The organism is Chromohalobacter moromii (assembly GCF_023091865.1).
Lineage (GTDB): Bacteria > Pseudomonadota > Gammaproteobacteria > Pseudomonadales > Halomonadaceae > Chromohalobacter > Chromohalobacter moromii.
In genome coordinates, this window is sequence record NZ_JAHXDI010000001.1 from 1113682 (window position 1) to 1133499 (window position 19818).

At 61.2% G+C, this 19818-nt stretch carries 15 protein-coding genes; 10 read left to right on the forward strand and 5 right to left on the reverse strand.

From position 1 onward, the window contains the following. Positions 1-31 precede the first annotated feature (31 nt). From rodA to lipB, 6 genes are all read left to right on the forward strand, one after another. On the forward strand, positions 32-1129 hold the full coding sequence (rodA, locus tag KZO83_RS04980) for a rod shape-determining protein RodA (RefSeq protein ID WP_247620183.1): 1098 nt from the start codon (positions 32-34) through the stop codon (positions 1127-1129). A 58-nt stretch (positions 1130-1187) separates the two neighbouring features. Then, a complete protein-coding gene (gene mltB, locus KZO83_RS04985) occupies positions 1188-2219 on the forward strand; it encodes a lytic murein transglycosylase B (protein WP_418904295.1) in 1032 nt (343 codons plus the stop codon). Beyond that, positions 2216-3121, forward strand: a complete 906-nt coding sequence (locus KZO83_RS04990) for a septal ring lytic transglycosylase RlpA family protein (RefSeq protein ID WP_247619963.1) — start codon at positions 2216-2218, stop codon at positions 3119-3121. Before mltB ends, KZO83_RS04990 begins: the two co-directional genes overlap by 4 nt. A gap of 24 nt (positions 3122-3145) precedes the next feature. Beyond that, positions 3146-4348, forward strand: coding sequence for a D-alanyl-D-alanine carboxypeptidase family protein (locus KZO83_RS04995; RefSeq protein WP_247619964.1), 1203 nt, complete (start codon positions 3146-3148; stop codon positions 4346-4348). A 117-nt stretch (positions 4349-4465) separates the two neighbouring features. After that, positions 4466-4762: an HP0495 family protein gene (locus tag KZO83_RS05000; RefSeq protein WP_178998150.1), complete on the forward strand. Its 297-nt coding sequence runs from the start codon at positions 4466-4468 to the stop codon at positions 4760-4762. A gap of 6 nt (positions 4763-4768) precedes the next feature. Beyond that, entirely contained in the window at positions 4769-5425 is a 657-nt protein-coding gene (lipB, locus tag KZO83_RS05005; protein ID WP_178998151.1) for a lipoyl(octanoyl) transferase LipB, read from the forward strand. A gap of 121 nt (positions 5426-5546) precedes the next feature. On the opposite strand, the gene lipA is transcribed toward lipB, so the two are convergent. The 3 genes from lipA to KZO83_RS05020 form a co-directional block, all read right to left on the reverse strand. Then, positions 5547-6599: a lipoyl synthase gene (gene lipA / locus KZO83_RS05010; protein WP_247619965.1), complete on the reverse strand. Its 1053-nt coding sequence runs from the start codon at positions 6597-6599 to the stop codon at positions 5547-5549. Between the two features lie 268 nt (positions 6600-6867). After that, on the reverse strand, positions 6868-7890 hold the full coding sequence (locus KZO83_RS05015) for a zinc-binding alcohol dehydrogenase family protein (protein ID WP_247619966.1): 1023 nt from the start codon (positions 7888-7890) through the stop codon (positions 6868-6870). A gap of 88 nt (positions 7891-7978) precedes the next feature. Next, positions 7979-8953: a LysR family transcriptional regulator gene (locus KZO83_RS05020; RefSeq protein ID WP_011506853.1), complete on the reverse strand. Its 975-nt coding sequence runs from the start codon at positions 8951-8953 to the stop codon at positions 7979-7981. Positions 8954-9129: 176 nt separating this feature from the next. Between KZO83_RS05020 and KZO83_RS05025 the strand changes: the two genes are divergently transcribed. Both KZO83_RS05025 and oadA read left to right on the forward strand, forming a co-directional pair. Then, on the forward strand, positions 9130-10545 hold the full coding sequence (locus KZO83_RS05025; protein ID WP_178998155.1) for an acetyl-CoA carboxylase biotin carboxylase subunit: 1416 nt from the start codon (positions 9130-9132) through the stop codon (positions 10543-10545). Between the two features lie 13 nt (positions 10546-10558). After that, positions 10559-12373: a sodium-extruding oxaloacetate decarboxylase subunit alpha gene (gene oadA, locus KZO83_RS05030; protein ID WP_247619967.1), complete on the forward strand. Its 1815-nt coding sequence runs from the start codon at positions 10559-10561 to the stop codon at positions 12371-12373. Between the two features lie 12 nt (positions 12374-12385). Here the strand turns inward: oadA and KZO83_RS05035 are convergent, their stop codons facing one another. After that, positions 12386-14596: a DUF3141 domain-containing protein gene (locus KZO83_RS05035; RefSeq protein WP_247619968.1), complete on the reverse strand. Its 2211-nt coding sequence runs from the start codon at positions 14594-14596 to the stop codon at positions 12386-12388. Positions 14597-14756: 160 nt separating this feature from the next. After that, positions 14757-16226, reverse strand: coding sequence for a pyruvate kinase (gene pyk, locus KZO83_RS05040; protein WP_178998157.1), 1470 nt, complete (start codon positions 16224-16226; stop codon positions 14757-14759). Positions 16227-16659: 433 nt separating this feature from the next. Between pyk and topA the strand changes: the two genes are divergently transcribed. Together topA and KZO83_RS05050 are read left to right on the forward strand one after the other, a co-directional pair. Further along, positions 16660-19293: a type I DNA topoisomerase gene (topA, locus tag KZO83_RS05045; RefSeq protein ID WP_247619969.1), complete on the forward strand. Its 2634-nt coding sequence runs from the start codon at positions 16660-16662 to the stop codon at positions 19291-19293. Continuing rightward, positions 19290-19751, forward strand: coding sequence for a DUF6586 family protein (locus KZO83_RS05050; protein ID WP_247619970.1), 462 nt, complete (start codon positions 19290-19292; stop codon positions 19749-19751). Before topA ends, KZO83_RS05050 begins: the two co-directional genes overlap by 4 nt. The last annotated feature ends 67 nt before the right edge of the window (positions 19752-19818 follow it).

A 19818-nucleotide genomic window follows, 5' to 3' on the forward strand; every position in this document is an offset into this window, starting at 1 on the left:
GCGTCGCTTCAGTCGGGCACCGGCGGATGGCATGGGGCGCAAGCGTTCCCTTTGGTCACGCCTGCATCTCGACCCTTGGCTGCTTTTGCTGCTGCTGAGCCTAATGGGAGCGGGGTTGGTCGTATTGTACAGTGCCAGTGGCATGAGTCTCGCCGTCACGCTGGGGCAGGCGTCGCGTTTCGGTGTGGCCTTGCTGGCCATGTTCGTGATCGCTCAGTTTGCTCCAGACACCTTGTATCGCTGGACGCCCCTGGCTTACTGCCTAGGTGTGGCGATGCTGCTCGCCGTTGAGATCATGGGCGACATGGGGATGGGGGCACAGCGCTGGCTCGAAATCCCCGGAGTGGTTCGCTTTCAGCCTTCGGAGTTGATGAAGTTGGCGGTGCCCATGATGGTGGCGGCGTACCTCTACAAGAGATCGCTGCCACCGAGCATGCGCGACCTGTTGGTCTGTGCCTTGATCATCGGCGTGCCGGTGATGATGATCATGCGCCAGCCTGACCTAGGGACGTCATTGCTGGTAGCTTGCGCGGCAGTGTTCGTCATCTTCCTCGCGGGCTTGTCATGGCGGGTAATCGGCTTGCTGGCGGTGCTCCTTGCCTCCGCCTTGCCCTTGCTCTGGTTCAATATGCACGAATATCAACGCCAACGCGTATTGACCTTTCTCAACCCCGAAAGCGATCCACTGGGGGCAGGCTGGAACATCATCCAGTCGAAAACGGCCATTGGCAGCGGTGGCGTCTTCGGCAAGGGATGGGGCTTGGGGACTCAATCTCAGTTGGAATTTCTTCCCGAGCGCCATACCGACTTCATCGGCGCTGTGCTGGGAGAAGAGTGGGGGTTGATCGGGATGCTGGTCTTCCTGGCCCTCTACGTGCTCATCGTGGGACGCGGGCTGTTCCTCGCCAATACCGCGCAGGATACCTATGGGCGTCTGGTCGGGGGTAGCATCGTGCTGACGTTTTTCCTTTATGTCTTCGTCAATATCGGCATGGTCAGCGGTATTTTGCCCATCGTCGGGGTGCCGCTACCGTTGGTCAGTTTCGGCGGTACATCCAGCGTGACCTTGCTGGTCGGTTTCGGTATCCTCATGTCCGTTCATACCCATCGACGGTTGTTGCCGCGCTAGGCAGGGCGCGCTGCGGAAAGGAAGCGACGACAGCCCAGGGCCAAGGAGTCAGAGCCTGATGAAGTGGAATAATGCGTGGTCCCATTGGCGAGGGTTTGCCCCGGCGGCGTTGTTGCTGTGCGGGATGGTCCTGTTTCCGTCGGCGCATGCGGCCGAGGACTTCGATCCTGCCTCGCACGCTGATATCCGCGAGTGGGTCGATGACGTATCGGAGAGTGGCATCTCTCGCGATGACGTGACCCAGGCATTGCGTCATGCCCGGTTTCGCCAGGAAGTGCTGGACGCTATGCAGGGGGCGGCGGAGCGTCGCTTGAGTTGGCACGAATACCGCGACATCTTCGTGCAGCCCAAGCGTATTCAAGAAGGCGTAGCGTTCATTCGCGAGCACCGTGATGCCCTCGCGCGTGCTGAACGCGAATACGGAGTACCGCCCGCCTACATTGCCGCGATTATCGGTGTCGAGACGCGCTATGGTCAGCACAAGGGGCGTCATCGTGTGCTCGATTCGCTCGCTACGCTGGCTTTTCATCACCCCTCGCGCGGCGAGTTCTTCCGTGGCGAATTGGCAGCGTTTCTTGAAATCACCCTAGATCAGGGAATTTCCCCGGAAGCCCCCAAAGGCTCCTATGCTGGCGCCATGGGTTACCCACAATTTATCCCTACTAGTTACCGTGCTTATGCCGTCGATTTCAATGACGATGGGCGGCGCGATCTGTGGGACGATCCCGTGGATGCGATCGGCAGCGTGGGCAATTACTTCGCCGAGCATGGATGGCGTCGAGGGGCGCCGGTCGTAACGCCCGCCGATGGCCCCGAAACGCCTCCGCAAGCGATCGACTTCAACCGCACGCATGCGCCTTACGTGAGATTAGCGCCTCTTGCCGATGCCGGTATCCGCCCGCGCGGGGAGCTAGATGCATCGCGTGTCATTCCGCTGTCCCTGGCGCTTGAGTCGGGGGGCTACCGCTACGCGTTGGGACATGAAAATTTTTATGTGATCACGCGTTATAACCACAGTTACCTATATGCGATGGCCGTCACCGAACTCGCGACAGGCATCCAGGCAGCGCTCGACAAGGATGATGCATGAGAGTCAGCGGTGTGCTTGTGTGTATGTTGATGCTGTTGGTGGCAGGATGCGCCAGTGACGGCGGCGGTCGTTATGCGCAGCAAAACGATGCCTATCCGGACGCGCCGCCCGATGTGACGGATGTCCCCGATGCGGTGCCCAAGGACGAGCCGCTTGCCAAGAGCGGCAATCGTTCTACGTATGAAGTGTGGGGCGAGACCTACCACGTGCTCTCCGATCCCAGCGGCTATGTAGAGGAAGGCGATGCGTCCTGGTATGGCACCAAGTTCCAGGGCTACGACACCGCGAGTGGTGAGCCCTACGACATGTACAAGATGTCAGCGGCGCATCGCACGCTACCGCTGCCGACCTATGTTCGCGTGACCAATCTCGATAACCGCCATAGTGTCATCGTGCGCGTCAACGATCGCGGCCCGTTTCATGGCGATCGGCTGATCGATTTATCGTATGCCGCTGCGGCACGCTTGGATATCCTGGGACACGGAACAGGACATGTGCGCGTGGAGGCCATTGACCCTGAGCAATGGGCCGAGCAGCATAAGCGTTCCACCGAGTCAGCATCCCAAGGGGAGGTGGCCCAGGTGTCCTCGGGTGTGCCGACGCAGGGAGCAACGAATGAAGCCTCGGCCGCTGATGCACCTCAGCAAGCCCCTGTCGCCGAACGTCAGGATGGTACAGGGCAATATGTTCAGGTTGCGGCATTGAGCTCCGCGGCCAGGGCCAAGGCGCTGGAAAAGCGCTTGCAAGGACAAGTATCGCGTCCGGTACGCGTAAGGGAAGAGGCATCCGTGTATCGTGTTCAGGTAGGGCCTGTGCATGATGCGTCGCATATCGATTCCATCAAAGCGGAATTACAAGCGGCGGGTTTTGACCAGTCGTTTGTGGTTTCCGCTACCGAGTAACCCCGCTTAGCGAGAAAAGTTGTCATGAGAGTGTTTGCCCGATCGTCATTGTTACGCATTATTTTATTGGTCACGCTAGGTGTCGGTGGTCTCACCCCTGTAGCGCAAGCCGAGAATCCTCCCGAGCCCTCGCCAGTACCGTCGTCGATGGTACCGTCGGCGCCGAGCCTGGCGGCGTCTTCCTGGGTGCTGATGGACGCCGATAGCGGCAAGATCCTGGTCGAACACAATGCCGACAAGAAGTTGCCGCCCGCCAGCCTCACCAAGATGATGACGGCCTATATCGTCGAGCGTGAAATCGATGCCGGCAACATCAGTGGCGATGACAAGGTGACTATTAGCGAGAATGCGTGGCGCACCGGCGGCTCGCGGATGTTCCTCAACCCGGGTAGCAAGGTAAGCGTCGACAACTTGCTCAGAGGGGTCGTGATTCAGTCGGGCAACGATGCCAGCGTTGCCCTGTCCGAGCATATCGCGGGCAGTGAGGACGCCTTTGCCGATCTCATGAATCAGCAGGCCTCGCGTATGAACTTACAGCATACGCATTTCATGAACCCCACCGGCCTGCCGCACGACGATCATTACTCTTCGGCGCACGATTTGGCGATCATTGCGCAACACATCATCAAGGACTACCCCGATCACTACGAGGTGTATTCGGAGAAGTACTTCACCTGGAACGATATCCGTCAGCCTAACCGTAATCGTTTGTTGTGGCGCGACCCCAATGTCGATGGCTTGAAGACGGGGCATACCGAAGCGGCGGGTTACTGCCTGGTGGCATCCGCCAAGAAGGACGATACACGCCTGGTGGCCGTGGTGATGGGCACCGATTCCGACGAGGCGCGGGCCCAAGAAACCCAGAAGCTGCTGAGCTATGGGTTCCGTTTCTTCGAGACACAGCGTCTCTACGAAGCGGGTGCCGTGCTCAACAAGCCGCGTATCTGGGGTGGCGAGAAGGACGAGCTGCGTTTGGGCGTGGCGGATGACGTGTACTTGACCGTGCCGCGTGGACACAGCGATGAATTGAACGCTCAGCTCGATATCAAGAAAACCATCGATGCGCCGGTCGAGAAGGGCGAACAGCTCGGCACGTTGAAGATCAAGCTGGATGGTGAAGTGCTCGACGAGCGTCCCCTGGTGGCCCTGGAGTCGGTCTCCGAGGGTGGTTTCTTCAAGCGCCTTTGGGACAGCGTCCTGCAGTTCGTGAATGGGTTTTTCGACTGATTCATTGTGGTTCGGCCCAAGGGCGAAGCGTTTCGAAAGCTTCGCCCTTGGTCGATACGATAAGGTTGAGTAGAATACTCGGAAATACCATGCCGAGCCCATGTGAGGCCGTTCTCCATGCAACAGACTTCACCAACCGAGCAGGGTGCATCGGCAGATGCACCCAAGATCGAGTTCCCCTGTCAGTATCCCATCAAGATCGTCGGTGACGCGGCACCCGACTTCAAGGTCACCGTGGTCGATATCGTCGAGCAGCACTCGCCTGGCTTCGACCGTCGCAGCGTGCGCATGGTCGATAGCCGCAATGGTCGCTTTCAATCCGTGCGCGTGGTGATTCACGCCACCGGGCAAGATCAGCTCAATGCACTGTTCCATTCGCTGAAAGCGACGGGGCGTGTGCACATGGTGCTATAGGTGGCGATGAGCGAAGAGCGCCCGTCGGTGCAGTTGCATCGCCTAGGGCGTCGCGCCTATGAGCCGGTGTGGCAGGCCATGCGCAAGCTCACTGACGAGCGTGATGCTGCCACGCCCGATCAATTCTGGTTGGTTGAGCACGAACCCGTATTCACGCAGGGACAGGCCGGCAAGCCCGAGCATCTGCTCATGCCCGGCGATATTCCGGTCGTCGCCACCGATCGTGGCGGACAGGTGACGTATCATGGGCCGGGCCAGGTCGTGCTTTATCCGTTGATCGACGTACGTCGTGCCAAGCTGGGCGTACGGGAGTTGGTATCGGCGCTCGAGAACACGGTGATCGCGTTGCTGGCCGAGTATGGTGTGGAGGCGCATGCGCGCCCTGACGCGCCGGGTGTTTATGTCGGCGAGGCCAAGATTGCCTCGCTCGGCTTGCGTATTCGACGCGGCGCCAGCTTCCATGGCGTCGCGCTCAATGTCGATGGTGACTTATCTCCTTTCCAGCGCATCAACCCCTGCGGCTATGCCGGCATGACCATGACGCGGCTTGCCGATCTGGTCGACGATTGTCCGGATAGCGATACGGTCGCCGTCGAGCTGGCCGAGCGTCTGGCGCGAACGCTGGAGCGAACGCTCGTGCCAGTTGCCACCGTCGGCGTCTGACGCACCGTCGTTCAGCGTCCTTCGACACCGAGCGGCGTGTCCCAATGAAAACGGCCCGCCGTGGACTCAGTCCACGGCGGGCCGTTTTCATTGCATCACTAAGACTTGAAAAGTGCGGTCTTCAGCCGACGTTGACGACCGCAATGCGGTCGGGGTCGGGCGATTGCCCAGGCACCTCAGCGGGCTCTGCCAATCCCAGGTTGTTCTTCTCGAACACCCGGTCGGCGCGATAGCTGGAGCGCACCAACGGCCCCGACGGCACTTCCATGAAGCCTTTTGCCAAGCCCTGCTGACGGTAGTGTTCGAATTCGTCGGGCGTCACCCAGCGTTCCACCGGTAGGTGGTTCCGAGTCGGTTGCAGGTACTGACCCAGTGTCACGATGTCGACGCCGATGGCGCGAAGGTCATCGAAGGTCTCGAGGATCTCTTCTTCGGTTTCGCCGAGCCCCAGCATGATACTGGTCTTGGTGATGATCTCAGGGCGGTGGCGCTTGGCATGCGCCAGCACATCGAGAGTCTTGCGATAACCGGCACGCGGATCACGTACGCGTTGCGTCAGACGCTCCACGGTTTCGACGTTTTGGGCGAATACTTCCAAGCCGGAATCGACGACGCGCTCGACAGCGCTGGGTATACCGTCGAAGTCCGGCGTCAGTGCTTCCACCGCCACCTGGGGCGTGCGCGCCTTGATCGCGCGAATGCAGTCGGCGTAGTGGCCAGCGCCCGCATCGGGCAGGTCGTCGCGGTCCACCGAGGTCAGTACCACGTAACGCAGCCCCATCAACTCCACCGACTCGGCGGTGTTCGCCGGTTCTTCGGGGTCTAACCAGCCCCGCGGATTGCCGGTGTCGACGGCGCAGAAGCGACAGGCCCGGGTACATACCGACCCCATCAACATGATGGTGGCCGTGCCGTTGCTCCAGCACTCCCCCATGTTAGGACAGTGGGACTCGGCACAGACGGTGCTGAGCCGGTGTTCCTTAACGTTGCGCTTGACTGCCTCGAAGCGTTCGCCGCCGGGCATCTGGACGCGTAACCATGAAGGCTTGCGGCCGCCGACGCCATCGCCGGCGGATTGCTCGCGTGACTTCATGCCATCCTTGATGGCGGCGATGCCCTGGTCGTTGCGGTATTTTTTGCCGCTGGTGACGCGTGGGGTAGGAGTGTCGCTCATAGCGTGAGCCTCTCTGCAAGCCGGCCGACGGCGCCGAGGCGACGCTACCACAGAAAGAGGGGAAGGGCGTCGGTCGACGTTTCCGGGGGGCCTGGCACGTCTGATGATGCGTGAATTGATGCGCCTAACATACCACAAAAGGCGTAGTGCTGGACAGGTTGGCAACGGCGCGTCAGTGTCAAGGACGGCGCCCGGCCGCATGCGATACCATGCCCGGCCGATGCCGGGCATGTCGTCTTGCACAGGGGCTGTGTCGGTTATGGGAATGTCATGCCTCGGGCATGGCACTCAACACCAGCTTGCCCGTGGTATGTCCGGTTTCGAGGCGACGATGGGCTTCCCCGAGATTGGCTGGGGTCAATGGGCCGACGATATCGCTGAGCGTGCTGCGCAGATGACCGGCATCGAAATGCTCGGCCAGCTTGGCCAGGATGCGGCCCTGGTGAGCGATGTCGGTGCCATGCAGCGGCCGCGCGAACATGAATTCCCAACTGAAGGTGACCGCCTTGCCTTGCAGGTCGTTGAGATCGACGGCCTTCTGGGTCTCGGCGATGGCCACGATATGGCCCAAGGGACGAATGAGCGTGGTCATATTCTCCCAGTGGTCGCCGATATCGTGGCAATTGAAGATGTAATCGACCTGCTCATGACCGGCATGTTGCATGTTCGCCACGAGATCGTGGTGATCGACGACTTCATGCGCCCCCATGCGTCGGCACCATTCGGTGGATAGATCGCGCGATGCCGTGGCGATGACCTTGATACCCGTGAGCTGGCGGGCCATTTGCGTCGCGATCGAGCCGACACCGCCGGCCCCGTTGATGATCAGCAGGGTCTGGTCGCGGTGGGTATCGTCACCTTGTGAGAGCCTGAGCTTGTCGAACAGGGCTTCCCAGGCGGTGAGTGCCGTCAGCGGCATGGCGGACGCTTCCTCGGCGCTCAATTTGCTCGGTGCCTTGGCGGTCAGGCGCGCATCGACGAGTTGATATTCGGCATTGCAGCCGGGGCGCTCGACCTCGCCGGCATAGTACACGCGATCTCCCGGGGCGAAATGCTCGACACTGGCGCCGACGCGCTCTACCTGGCCCACGGCATCCCAGCCGAGGACGTTGTGCTGATCGCTGGGCAAGAAGGCACCTTGGCGAATCTTGGTATCCACTGGATTGACCGATACCGCGTCGACACGCACGAGGAGATCCCATTCGCCGGGGGTGGGCATCTCGCGTTCGTGGAGCTCGAAAGCATCCAGGGGCGCTGCCTGAGGCTGGCCGTTGGTGGCGACTACTTGCATGATTGACTCCCTATAAAAGGCGAAACGTGATAGCGCTGTCCTTTAGATGAGGGTCGTCCAGGTGGGAGTCAAGTCAAGCGTTGCTGATTCAGGGCGTACAGGCGAAGCTGGGCCCAGGCGCGGGCACCAGTGGCGCCTTGAAGTGCGCATTCAACTCGGGTAACAGTTCGCGGACGAAGCGCAGGAAGAGCTCGGTCACGGGCGTGGGGTAGCGATCCTTGGGGTGCACGGTGCACCAGGACCGACGCAGCGGGAAGCCGGGTAGCGTCGGTGACGCCAGAAGCCCCGAAGCGAGTTCGAGCTGGACGGCTAAGCGCGGCAGCACGGCGACCCCGAGATGCGCCATGACACCCTGCTTGATTGCCTCGTTGGTGCCGAGCTCCAGGGTATGGCGCAGCGATACTCGCTCGCGGGCGACGAAGTCCTCGAACGCGGTGCGCGTTCCCGAGCCGGGCTCGCGCATCAGCACGTAGTAGCGCGTGAAGTCCTCGAGCGTGGGCGCGTCGGCCGTCAGCAGCGGGTGGCCGGGCCACACCACGGGAATCATCTCGTTATCGAGGATCGGCATGAAGGCGAGATTGGCATCCTCGGGCACCATGCCCATGATCACCAGGTCGTCGCGGCGCTCGGCGAGACGCTCCAGGGCCTGACCGCGATTGCAGACGCGCAGGCGTACCTGCACCTCCGGATAACGGGCGCGAAAGCGGGCCAGGATGTGCGGCACGACATACTGCGCGGTGCTGACGGCGGCGAGATTGAGCTCGCCGCGGATGGTCCCCGCCAGTTCGGAAAGCTCCATTTGCAGGCTCGAGACCTGGCCGAAGATCGACTGTACCGAGGCGGCCAGTGCATCGGCGGCCGGCAGCACGTGCAGCGTCTTGCCTGCGTACTTGAAGAGTGGCTGCTCGAGCGCCTGCTCGAGTTGACGGATCTGTGCGCTGACGGCGGGCTGTGTGAGGCCCAGTTGTTCGGCCGCACGCGAATAGGACTGCTGCCGGTGCACGGCCTGGAAAACCTGCAATTGGCGAAAGGTCAGACGATTGAGCAGATTGGGTCGTGACATGACGCCCCCGGCGTGGTCATAAGCTATTGCTTATAGCTTGGCAAAAAAATATCAATTTTTCTATTGATCCTTCGGTGGGTAGCGTGAGAGTACGATAACGACAAGCACTCAGCGACCCAGAGGGCGCCACGATGACACGCTGTGTCAACGCGACGTCCACAACCGGAGGGCAGACGGTGTTCAAGAAACTTCTCATCGCCAATCGTGGCGAAATCGCTGTACGCATTGTACGCGCCTGCGCCGAAATGGGCATCCGCTCGGTGGCGATCTACACCGAGCCCGACCGCTTCGCGCTGCATGTCAAGCGCGCCGACGAGGCGCATTTCGTGGGCGAAGACCCGCTGGCGGGATATCTCGATCCACGGCGTATCGTCGATCTGGCTCGAGAGACCGGCTGTGACGCGATTCACCCCGGTTACGGCTTCCTCTCAGAAAACGCCGACTTCGCGCGCATCTGCGAGGACGCCGGGTTGGCCTTTGTGGGGCCGGACGCCGAGGTGATCGCGCGGATGGGCGACAAGACGGCGGCGCGTGCGGCGATGCGTGACGCTGGCGTGCCCGTGACGCCGGGCTCGGACGGCAATCTCGAGACCTGTGCGGAGGCCTTGTCGCTGGCCGACACCATCGGCTATCCCGTGATGCTCAAGGCGACTTCGGGCGGTGGTGGGCGCGGCATTCGCCGTTGTGACACGCCGGCGCAACTCGAGCAGGCCTGGGAGCGCGTGATCTCCGAAGCGACCAAGGCGTTCGGCAGTGCCGATGTGTTCATGGAGAAATGCGTCGTCGAGCCGCATCACATCGAGGTGCAGATCCTTGCCGACAGCGTCGGTAACGTCATTCACCTCTTCGAACGCGATTGTTCGATCCAGCGCCGCAATCAAAAACTCATCGAGATCGCGCCCAGCCCCCAGTTGACGCCCGAACAACGGGCCTACGTCGGCGAGATGGCGGTCCGCGCGGCCAGCGCGGTGGGTTACGAAAACGCCGGTACCGTGGAGTTCCTCGTCAAGGGCAATGAGGTCTACTTCATGGAAATGAATACGCGCGTGCAGGTCGAGCACACTATTTCCGAAGCGATCACCGGCGTCGATATCGTGCGCGAGCAACTGCGCATCGCCGCGGGTCTAAAGCTCGCCTACCGCCAGGAGGACATACGCCACCATGGCTATGCCATCCAGTTCCGCATCAACGCCGAAGATCCCAAGAACGATTTCCTGCCGTCGTTCGGACGCATCACGCGTTATTACGCTCCCGGGGGACCGGGGGTGCGCACCGATACTGCGATCTATACCGGCTACACTATTCCGCCGTATTTCGACTCCATGTGCCTGAAGCTGATCGTGTGGGGCATGAGTTGGGAGGAGACGCTCGACCGCGGGATTCGCGCCCTCAACGACATGCGCCTACAAGGGGTCAAGACGACCGCGCCTTACTACCAGGAAATTCTCCGCCACCCCGATTTCCGCAGCGGGCACTTCGATACCGGCTTCGTGCCCAGCCACCCCGAACTGCTCAATTATTCGGTCAAGCGCAATCCCGAGGAAGTCGCTCTGGCGATTGCCGCCGCCATCGCCGCCCACGCCGGTCTATAAGGAGATACCCATCATGAATGCCGTATCATCTTCCCAAGTCAATATCACCGACGTCGTGTTGCGTGACGGCCATCAATCGCTGATCGCCACGCGCCTACGCACGGAAGACATGCTGCCTGCCTGCGCCAAGCTGGACGCCATCGGTTATCACTCGCTGGAAGTCTGGGGCGGGGCGACCTTCGATGCCTGCGTGCGCTTTCTCAAGGAAGATCCGTGGGAGCGTCTGCGCGCCTTCAAGGACGCCATGCCCAACACCCCACTGCAGATGCTGCTGCGCGGCCAGAACTTGCTGGGATATCGTCATTATGCCGATGACGTCGTCGAACGCTTCGTCGCCAAGTCGGCGGATAACGGCGTCGATGTGTTTCGTGTCTTCGATGCGCTCAACGATTTGCGCAATCTGGAAACCGCCATGCGTGCGGTCAAGGCCAGCGGCAAGCATGCCCAAGGAACGATTTGCTATACGGTGAGCCCAGTACACACCCTGGCGATGTATGTGGACCAAGCCAAGCGCCTGGTCGACATGGGTGCCGACTCGATTGCCATCAAGGACATGGCGGGATTGTTGACGCCGTATGCCACGGGCGAGCTGGTGGCGGCATTGGTCGAGGCCGTGGACGTACCGGTGCATTTGCATGCCCACGCCACCTCGGGGTTGGCGCCGATGTGTCACCTCAAGGCGGTGGAGGCGGGGTGCCGGCATATCGATACCTGTATCTCGGCATTCGCTGGCGGTACCAGTCACCCATCGACGGAAGCCATGGTCGCGGCCTTTCAGGGCACCGAATACGACAGCGGCTTGGATCTCGAAGCGCTCAAGGACATCGGTGACTATTTTCGCGACGTGCGCCAGAAGTATGCCGCCTTCGAGAGCGAGTTCACCCGCGAGGACGTCTCGGTACAGATCAATCAAGTACCGGGCGGCATGATGTCCAACCTTGCCAATCAGCTCAAGGAGCAGAACGCGCTGTCCAGGATCCGTGACGTGTTCAACGAGATCCCTCGCGTGCGTGCCGATCTCGGGTATCCGCCCCTGGTGACGCCGACCTCGCAGATCGTCGGTACCCAGGCGGTGATGAACGTGCTGACCGGCGAGCGCTACAAGACCATCACCAACGAGGTGAAGCGCTATCTTCAGGGTGGGTATGGTCATCCGCCGGCGGCGGTGGACGATAAGGTGCGGCGTCAGGCCATTGGCAACTCTCCGATGGAGGAAGGGCGCCCCGCCGATCGATTGAATCCCGAGATGACACGCTTGACGAACGACATCGGTGAACTGGCCGACAGTGAGGAAGACGTGCTGACCTACGCCATGTTCCCAGAGCTGGGGCACGATTACCTTCAGGGGCGGCGCGATGGCACACTGGTTTCGGAGCCGATCCCCGCACCCGACGCGGGAGACGCCAACCGGCCGGTGACCGAAGGCGTACCTACCGAGTTCGTCATCGACGTGCACGGCGAGTCCTATGAGGTACAGATTACCGGTGTGGGGGGTAACAGCGGCGGCAAGCGTCAGGTTTATCTGACGCTCGACGGCATGCCGGAAGAGGTCGTCTTCGAGGCCAAAGACGCCTTCGTTAGCGGCGAGACCTCGGGCCGCGCACGTGCCTCACAGCCTGGCCACGTCACGACCTCCATGCCGGGCAACATCGTCGATGTACTGGTCGCCGAGGGCGATCGCGTCGAGGAAGGACAGGCGGTCTTGATCACCGAGGCGATGAAGATGGAAACCGAGGTCCAGGCGCGGGTCTCGGGCACCGTCGGGGCGGTCCACGTCGCCAAGGGCGACCGCGTGACGCCGGGCGAGGTATTGATCGAGATCACCTGACGGAAACGTTGGTCATGCCCGTGGTGCCTCGTGATTCGGTGCTGCGGGCCGGGCTTGCTCGAACAGGACGCGAACGCGCTCCAGGCGCTTCTGCACATGCTCGCTTTGCGGCCCGCTAGCGTCGAGGATGTGGGTGATGTGTGCCAAGTAGGCGTCGACTTCTGAGGCATCGCTACGCGCGATGAGCGTGGGAAGCGCCTTGAGTGCCTCGCGCACGTCGAGCTTGAGGATGAAGAACTGCTCGCGGACCAGCATCTTGAACTGTTGAAGATCCAGGCTCTTGCCGAGTTCCTCGCGCGTGGCCTTGAGGCGTTGGAAATTGCGCTCATCGGTGGCCGGTGCCCCACCCAAGATGTAGATCAAAGCCCGCACCACTGCTTCACGCGCGCCACCACTGGCGATGCGTTCCCGCAAGGCGGTGCGTCGCTTACGCAGGAAGTGTTGATGCTCCGGTGCGCGTCCGGGGTGGGGACGCACGCGTGCTGTATCCGGGCCAATACCGGCGAGCGCCTGTAGCCAAGGTTGGCCGTAGATGTTCATGAACAGTGCTTCGCTAACGCGGTCGCGCCATTCGCCATAGGCCTCGAGATTTTCCTCGATACGGGTGGCCACGCTACGCTCCCATTGAGCCAGAGGGTTGTCTGACGAAAGCGGTTGGCGCCGACGACGGATGCGCTCGGCCAGCACCGGCACGGTAGACATCAGCGGATTGCGGTCGGATAGCAGCTTGTAGCCCAGCCGAATGGGGTGCAATCGGCGCCTCCAGCGCCCCGCTTCGGGTGTCATGACGGCTTTTATCCACGGCTGTGTGTATTGTTGATAAAGCGCTAGTCCGCTCTCAGACAGACGCGCTACGGTGGCGAAACGGCGCTCGTCGTCATCGCGACGCTGCACCAGCGGCTGCAGGTCGTCGACGCCGCGCGGACGAAATTCGAGCAGATAGTCACCATCCGTGGCGTCCTGGGTCGCATCGCGTGGCGTGATGGCGGTTTCGTACAAGCCGGGCGGCAGGACGTCGATATAGTCCATGTTGGCAGTGAACTCGGCATGTTCGCGGCGCGAGATGCTGCCCGAGACGAAGATGCCCAGGTGCCCGGTCGAGTCGTGTACGCAATAGACGATGGTCTGCTCGTTGGCAACGATGTCCTCCACGCCATCGTAGAGATCGGATATCCAGCCCAGCGCCTGGGGAGGTGGCGTGATGTTGTCGCCTTGCGAGCAGAACACCAAGATAGGCGAGCGGACATTGCGTAGGTCGATGCGTCGTCCATCGCGGGTGATCAGTTGGGCGGTGCTCAAACGATTGCCGATGAAGAGGTTGTCGACGATGTACTGTATTTCCTCGGCATTGAGCACGATGTGCCCACCCCACCAGCGCTCGAATTGCAGATAACGCTCGCTTTCGTCATCGACGTTGGCGTAAAGCCGATATTGCTTGCTCCATAGCGTATTGGCGGGGTTGAGGCGTTCGAAGTTCTGCACCAGCCAGGCTCCGTCGAACAGTCCTGCCCCCAGGTCACCGGCAAAGGCGGTCAACCAGCTACCGCCGAGCAGGCCCCCGCTATAGCGCATGGGATAGCGGCCGCGCTCGCCGGCCCAATAGGACAACGGGGCGCCAGCGACGAGAATCGGTCCGAAAGCATCCGGTTCCAGAGCAGCGGCCATCATCAATTGCCAGCCCGCCTGGCAGTTGCCGATCACCACGGGTTTTTCATTGGCCTCGGCATGACGAGCGCCGACCTCGCGCAGGAAGGCGATCTCGGCATCGACGACATCTTCGACGTGTTGTCCTGGCACCGGAAACGGTAGAAAGCCGATGAAGTAACACGGGTGACCGGCGCGCATGGCGACACCGATCTCGCTATCGGGCTTGAAGCCACCGATGCCGGGCCCATGGCCGGCTCGCGGATCGACGATGACGAAAGGGCGCTTGAGCGGGTCGATCATGACATCGGGCGAGGGCAGGATGCGCATCAACTCGTAGTTGACCGGGCGCGGCAGGTCGCGGCCATCCATGAGCACCTCGGCCTCGAACCCCAGCACGTTGGGTTTGGTCTGCTCCATGTGCTCGAGATACTGGTTGCCACGCTGACGCATGACGTCCCAGTAGAGCACGCTACGTTCGAAGGTATCCTGCCAGTAGTCCTGGGTGGCACGTATCAGACCGAAGGGATCGAGAACGGGGCTGGCGGCTTCCAGCCAAGCGGCGTGCATGGGAAACATGAAGGGCGCTCCTGGTCACGAATTGCTGCACTGCAATATTGAGCGTAACCCGAAAACGCGTCTTTGGCATGTGAAATCGACGCATGCCGCTAATACGTGGCATGCGTCGCGGTGCTTCAAGGGAGCAAGCTAAGGGCAGCTTGCCGGCAAAAGGTGCTGATCAATCAATCTCGTCGCCGACTTGAATGATCTTCATGGTGTTGGTGCCGCCATGCGCATTCATGTGATCGCCACGTGTCAGGATAACGTGATCGCCTTGCTTGACGATGCCCAGCGAGATGAGATTGTCGACCGCGTGACGATTGAACTCGGTGGGCGCCAGGCTTAGCGTATCGAAGGGTAGCGAGACGACCCCGCGATACAGCGCCATGCGACGTTGCGCGACTTCCGTGTGCGCCAAGGCCACGATCGGCAAACCCGAGCGAATGCGCGAGGCGATCAGCGGCGTGTAACCGGTGGCGGTCATGCAGACGATGGCGGATACGCCAGCCAGGTGGTTGGCGGCATACATCGCCGACAATGCCACGGTCTCATCGACCCGGGTAAAGCCTTCGTGAATGCGGTGCTGCGACTGCTGTGCGGCGCGCTCGCGCTCTGCACCTAGGCACAAGCGTTCCATGGCCTTGATGGTTTCCACGGGATAGTCGCCCGCGGCGGTCTCGGCAGAGAGCATAACGGCGTCGGTGCCATCGAGCACGGCATTGGCGACGTCAAAAACTTCGGCGCGGGTAGGCAGCGGCGACTCGATCATCGACTCCATCATCTGCGTCGCAGTGATGACGACTTTGTTGAGACTACGGGCATGCTGGATGATGCGCTTTTGCACGCCGATCAACTGGGCATCGCCGATCTCAACGCCCAGGTCGCCGCGCGCCACCATGACCGCCTCGCTGGCACGGATGATATCGTCCAGCGTGTCGTCGTCGGCCACCGCTTCGGCGCGCTCGACCTTGGCGACCAGACCGATGTCATTTCCCGCCTCGCCGAGAAGGTCGCGTGCAAGGCGCATGTCATCGCCGTGGCGAGGGAAGGACACGGCGAGATAGTCGACGCCGATATCGATGGCCGTCTTGAGATCCTCGCGATCCTTGTCGGTCAACGCCGAGGCGGAAAGGCCGCCGCCTTGTTTGTTGATGCCCTTGTTGTTGGAAAGCTTGCCGCCGACCTTGACCCGAGTATGGATAGCTGGAGCCTCCACGCGTTCGACCTCGAGCTCAAGGCGACCGTCATCGAGCAGCAGAACATCGCCGGGAATAACGTCATCGGCCAGGTCTTTATAATCGCAACCCACTTGCGTCGCATCGCCAGCATCGCGTTCCAGGGAAACGTCGATGACGAAGGGCTGGTTCTGCTCGAGGGTGACGGCACCTTCCTGGAAGCGTGCGATGCGGATTTTGGGACCCTGAAGGTCGCCCAACGCGGCGACGGTACGACCGACGCGGGCGGCAGCCTCGCGTACCGCCTTCAGTCGGCGGCGGTGATCGTCTGCGGAACCGTGGGAGAAGTTGAGTCGTACCACGTCGACGCCTGCGGCGATCATGTCGTCGAGGACACCTTCGCGGTCACTGGCAGGGCCCAGCGTCGCGACGATCTTGGTGCGGCGAATCGGACCGTGAAACGCATTCTGCATGGAATTCTCCTTGGCCTCATGAAAGGTAATGGCGGCTACGTGCGAGCCATGTCGTTATTTTACTACATTGTGCCTCATCGTCTCGATGGGTGCGATGCCCATAGGTCTGCGAGCGGCAGCGTAACACTTTTCATATGACGGACATGCTCATAGGTTGGATGACACGGGAGAGGCTTGCCAGTGTTACTGATCGGTCGGTATGTCTATCAGACGTTGGGTTTTTGCTTGCCGATGGACAGGCGTCGCGACTAGTGTTTTTCAAGTCAGTGATGCGCAGGGCGCCATGGACCTGGCGTTAAAGGCTGCGTCGCGACGGACTGGCGCGCAACGAGGCGCTAAGGTAGGGTAGGCGCATTTTTCGCCGGGCGGTTCCCGGTCATGATATCACTGCCGGCGCCATGCTAGAGCGCGTCGGCCATTCGAGCGGAGCGTTATGGGCAAGTCACTGGTCATCGTGGAGTCGCCGGCCAAGGCCAAGACGATCAACAAGTATCTCGGCAACGATTTTGTGGTGAAGTCGAGTGTCGGGCATATCCGCGACTTGCCGACAAGTGGCAGCGGCAAGAACGCCACCGATCCCAAGGAGCGAGCCCGCCAGGCGGCGGCGACACGCAAGATGTCGCCCGATGAAAAGGCTACCTATAAAAAGCATAAGCAGTGGACCCAGTTGGTGCGGCGCATGGGGATCGACCCTGAGCATGGATGGGACGCCAACTACGAGATACTGCCGGGCAAGGAAAAAGTCGTCGCCGAGCTCAAGAAGCATGCCGAGAAGGCCGATGCCGTCTATCTCGCGACTGACTTGGACCGCGAAGGGGAAGCCATCGCCTGGCACTTGCAAGAAACCATTGGCGGCGATGCGTCTCGCTATCGTCGCGTGGTCTTCAATGAGATCACCAAGAATGCCATTCAGGAGGCGTTCAAGACGCCCGGCGAGTTGGACCTGTCACGCGTCGAGGCGCAGCAGGCACGGCGTTTCCTGGACCGTGTCGTAGGCTTCATGCTGTCGCCGTTGCTGTGGAGTAAGATAGCGCGAGGACTGTCGGCGGGCCGGGTGCAGTCGGTGGCGGTGCGCTTGATCGTCGAACGCGAGCGTGAGATTCGCGCCTTCGTTCCCGAAGAGTTCTGGGATGTCCACGCCGATCTCGTGCCTGAGAAGGGTGATACGACGCCGGTTCGCTTCGAGGTGGCACGTCATAAAGGCCAGGCGTTTCGTCCCACCTCCGAACAGGAAACGCTAGAGCGCATCGCGCCGCTTCGCGAGGCGGCGCTGGCGATCACCGATCGTGAAACCAAGCCGACACGCTCCAAGCCGAATGCTCCGTTCATTACCTCGACCCTGCAGCAGGCCGCCAGTGGACGCCTCGGGTTCTCGGTGAAGAAGACCATGACCTTGGCGCAGCGTCTCTATGAGGCGGGGTACATCACCTATATGCGTACCGACTCCACCAACCTGTCGCAAGATGCGGTGGAAAGCGCGCGTGCCTATATCGACGAGCGTTTCGGCCAAGCGTACCTGCCCGAATCGCCTAACCGTTATGCCAGCAAGGAAGGGGCTCAGGAAGCGCACGAGGCGATTCGCCCCACCGAGGTTGCGCAAAACGGTGACGATCTTGCGGTGGAGCGCGACGCCCAGCGTCTTTACGAGTTGATCTGGCGCCAGTTCGTGGCCTGCCAGATGGTGCCGGCGGAATACCTGGCGACGACGCTTACCGTCGAGGCCGAAGAGTTCGAGCTCAAAGCGCGTGGCCGAGTGCTCAAATTCGACGGTTACACGCGGGTGATGAAGCCGGCGGGCAAGAAGGAAGAGGACCAGGCGCTGCCGGATCTCGAGAAAGGGCAGTCGATGACCCTGCAGGCCCTCGATCCTCAGCAGCATTTTACCAAGCCGACGGCGCGTTATACCGAGGCGAGCTTGGTCAAGGAGCTCGAAAAGCGGGGGATCGGACGGCCTTCCACCTATGCTTCGATCATTTCCACGATCCAGGATCGCGGTTACGTCAAGCTTGAAAGCCGTCGTTTCTATGCCGAAAAGCTGGGCGATATCGTCACCGACCGGCTGGCTGAATCGTTCAGCGACCTGATGGATTACGGCTTCACCGCGCGCATGGAAGATCATCTCGACGAAGTCGCCACCGGTAACCGGGAATGGCGTGAGTTGCTGGACGCCTTCTACGCGGAGTTCAAGACCAAGCTCGAGCATGCCGAGGCCGAAGAGGGCATGCGGCCGAATCAGCCGGTGCCGACGGATATCGACTGCCCCACTTGTGGCCGCAAGATGCAGATCCGCACGGCATCGACCGGTGTCTTCCTGGGGTGCTCGGGATATAACCTGCCGCCCAAGGAGCGTTGCAAGACGACCATCGATCTTATCGCCGGTGACGAAGCCGTGGCCTCGGATGCCGATGAGGAGGCCGAAACCGAGGCCTTGCGGGCCAAGCACCGTTGCCCGGAATGTGGCACGGCGATGGATAGCTACCTGATCGACGAAACACGTAAGTTGCATATCTGCGGCAATAGTCCCGATTGCAGCGGGTATGAAATCGAGCAGGGCAAGTTTCGTATCAAGGGCTACGACGGCCCGGTCATCGAATGCGACAAGTGCGGTAGCGAGATGCAGCTCAAGTCCGGGCGGTTTGGCAAGTACTTCGGCTGTACCAACGAGAACTGCAAGAATACTCGCAAACTGCTCAAGAGCGGCGAAGTCGCACCACCCAAGATGGACCCGATCCCCATGCCTGAGCTGGCCTGCCAGAAGGTGGAGGATCATTACGTCTTGCGCGATGGCGCCAGTGGCTTGTTTCTGGCAGCGAGTCAATTCCCCAAGAACCGCGAAACGCGTCCCCCGCTGGTCAAGGAACTCAAGGCGCATCGCGACGAGCTACCCGAGAAGTATCACTTCCTGCTCGACGCGCCAGGAGAAGATCCTGAGGGACGTGACGCGCAGATTCGTTTCTCGCGCAAGACCAAAAGCCAGTACGTGATGAGTGAGCGCGACGGCAAGGCCAGCGGTTGGCGGGCCGAGTTCGAAGACGGAAAGTGGCGAATCGAGGATAAGCGCAAATGACGCCGAGAGGTCGTACCAACCAGCTGCTCTATCATGCTCAGCTGTTATTGGATACCGCCTGGACCGACGACGAGCATACCGATGCCCGACGCATGGCGCATGAAGAAGGCGCCTTGGCCACGCTGGAACTGGCGCTTAACGCGGCGCTGCGTGAGTTGACTGAGCATGCGCAACTCTCGCGCCACGATTGGCGCGAACTGCTGGCCGATCAGGGCCCGGCTCTAGCGGGTATCGTGCAGTTGCGCGAGCTGGCGCGACGTGAAGGCAGCTGGCTAGACCGGCTGCTGGCGCGTCTCGAGACGTTGCATGACATCGAGGGCGCATCGCGCCGCCGTGCCGGCGGTTCGGGCATGATCGCCAGCGCCTCAGGCATGGCCTTGTCCGATGAGCTCGACGCATGTATCGCGGCGTTCAAGGCTCAGCTTGGCGAACTGCGCGAGACCAGCGAGGAGTGGTGACGCCGCATGCATGCGGTGGTATCCTTGTAAGTAATGAAAAGAAACGACCATGGCGTTTGCCTTGGTC

Excerpts from the sequence above, each read along its gene's own strand:
- KZO83_RS05020 (WP_011506853.1), bottom strand. The coding sequence starts at position 8,953 with ATGTCACGACCCAATCTGCTCAATCGTCTGACCTTTCGCCAATTGCAG.
- KZO83_RS04990 (WP_247619963.1), top strand. The coding sequence starts at position 2,216 with ATGAGAGTCAGCGGTGTGCTTGTGTGTATGTTGATGCTGTTGGTGGCA.
- topA (WP_247619969.1), top strand. The coding sequence starts at position 16,660 with ATGGGCAAGTCACTGGTCATCGTGGAGTCGCCGGCCAAGGCCAAGACG.
- oadA (WP_247619967.1), top strand. The coding sequence starts at position 10,559 with ATGAATGCCGTATCATCTTCCCAAGTCAATATCACCGACGTCGTGTTG.
- KZO83_RS04995 (WP_247619964.1), top strand. The coding sequence starts at position 3,146 with ATGAGAGTGTTTGCCCGATCGTCATTGTTACGCATTATTTTATTGGTC.
- pyk (WP_178998157.1), bottom strand. The coding sequence starts at position 16,226 with ATGCAGAATGCGTTTCACGGTCCGATTCGCCGCACCAAGATCGTCGCG.
- KZO83_RS05000 (WP_178998150.1), top strand. The coding sequence starts at position 4,466 with ATGCAACAGACTTCACCAACCGAGCAGGGTGCATCGGCAGATGCACCC.
- mltB (WP_418904295.1), top strand. The coding sequence starts at position 1,188 with ATGAAGTGGAATAATGCGTGGTCCCATTGGCGAGGGTTTGCCCCGGCG.
- KZO83_RS05035 (WP_247619968.1), bottom strand. The coding sequence starts at position 14,596 with ATGTTTCCCATGCACGCCGCTTGGCTGGAAGCCGCCAGCCCCGTTCTC.
- rodA (WP_247620183.1), top strand. The coding sequence starts at position 32 with ATGGGGCGCAAGCGTTCCCTTTGGTCACGCCTGCATCTCGACCCTTGG.
- KZO83_RS05050 (WP_247619970.1), top strand. The coding sequence starts at position 19,290 with ATGACGCCGAGAGGTCGTACCAACCAGCTGCTCTATCATGCTCAGCTG.
- KZO83_RS05015 (WP_247619966.1), bottom strand. The coding sequence starts at position 7,890 with ATGCAAGTAGTCGCCACCAACGGCCAGCCTCAGGCAGCGCCCCTGGAT.
- lipA (WP_247619965.1), bottom strand. The coding sequence starts at position 6,599 with ATGAGCGACACTCCTACCCCACGCGTCACCAGCGGCAAAAAATACCGC.
- lipB (WP_178998151.1), top strand. The coding sequence starts at position 4,769 with ATGAGCGAAGAGCGCCCGTCGGTGCAGTTGCATCGCCTAGGGCGTCGC.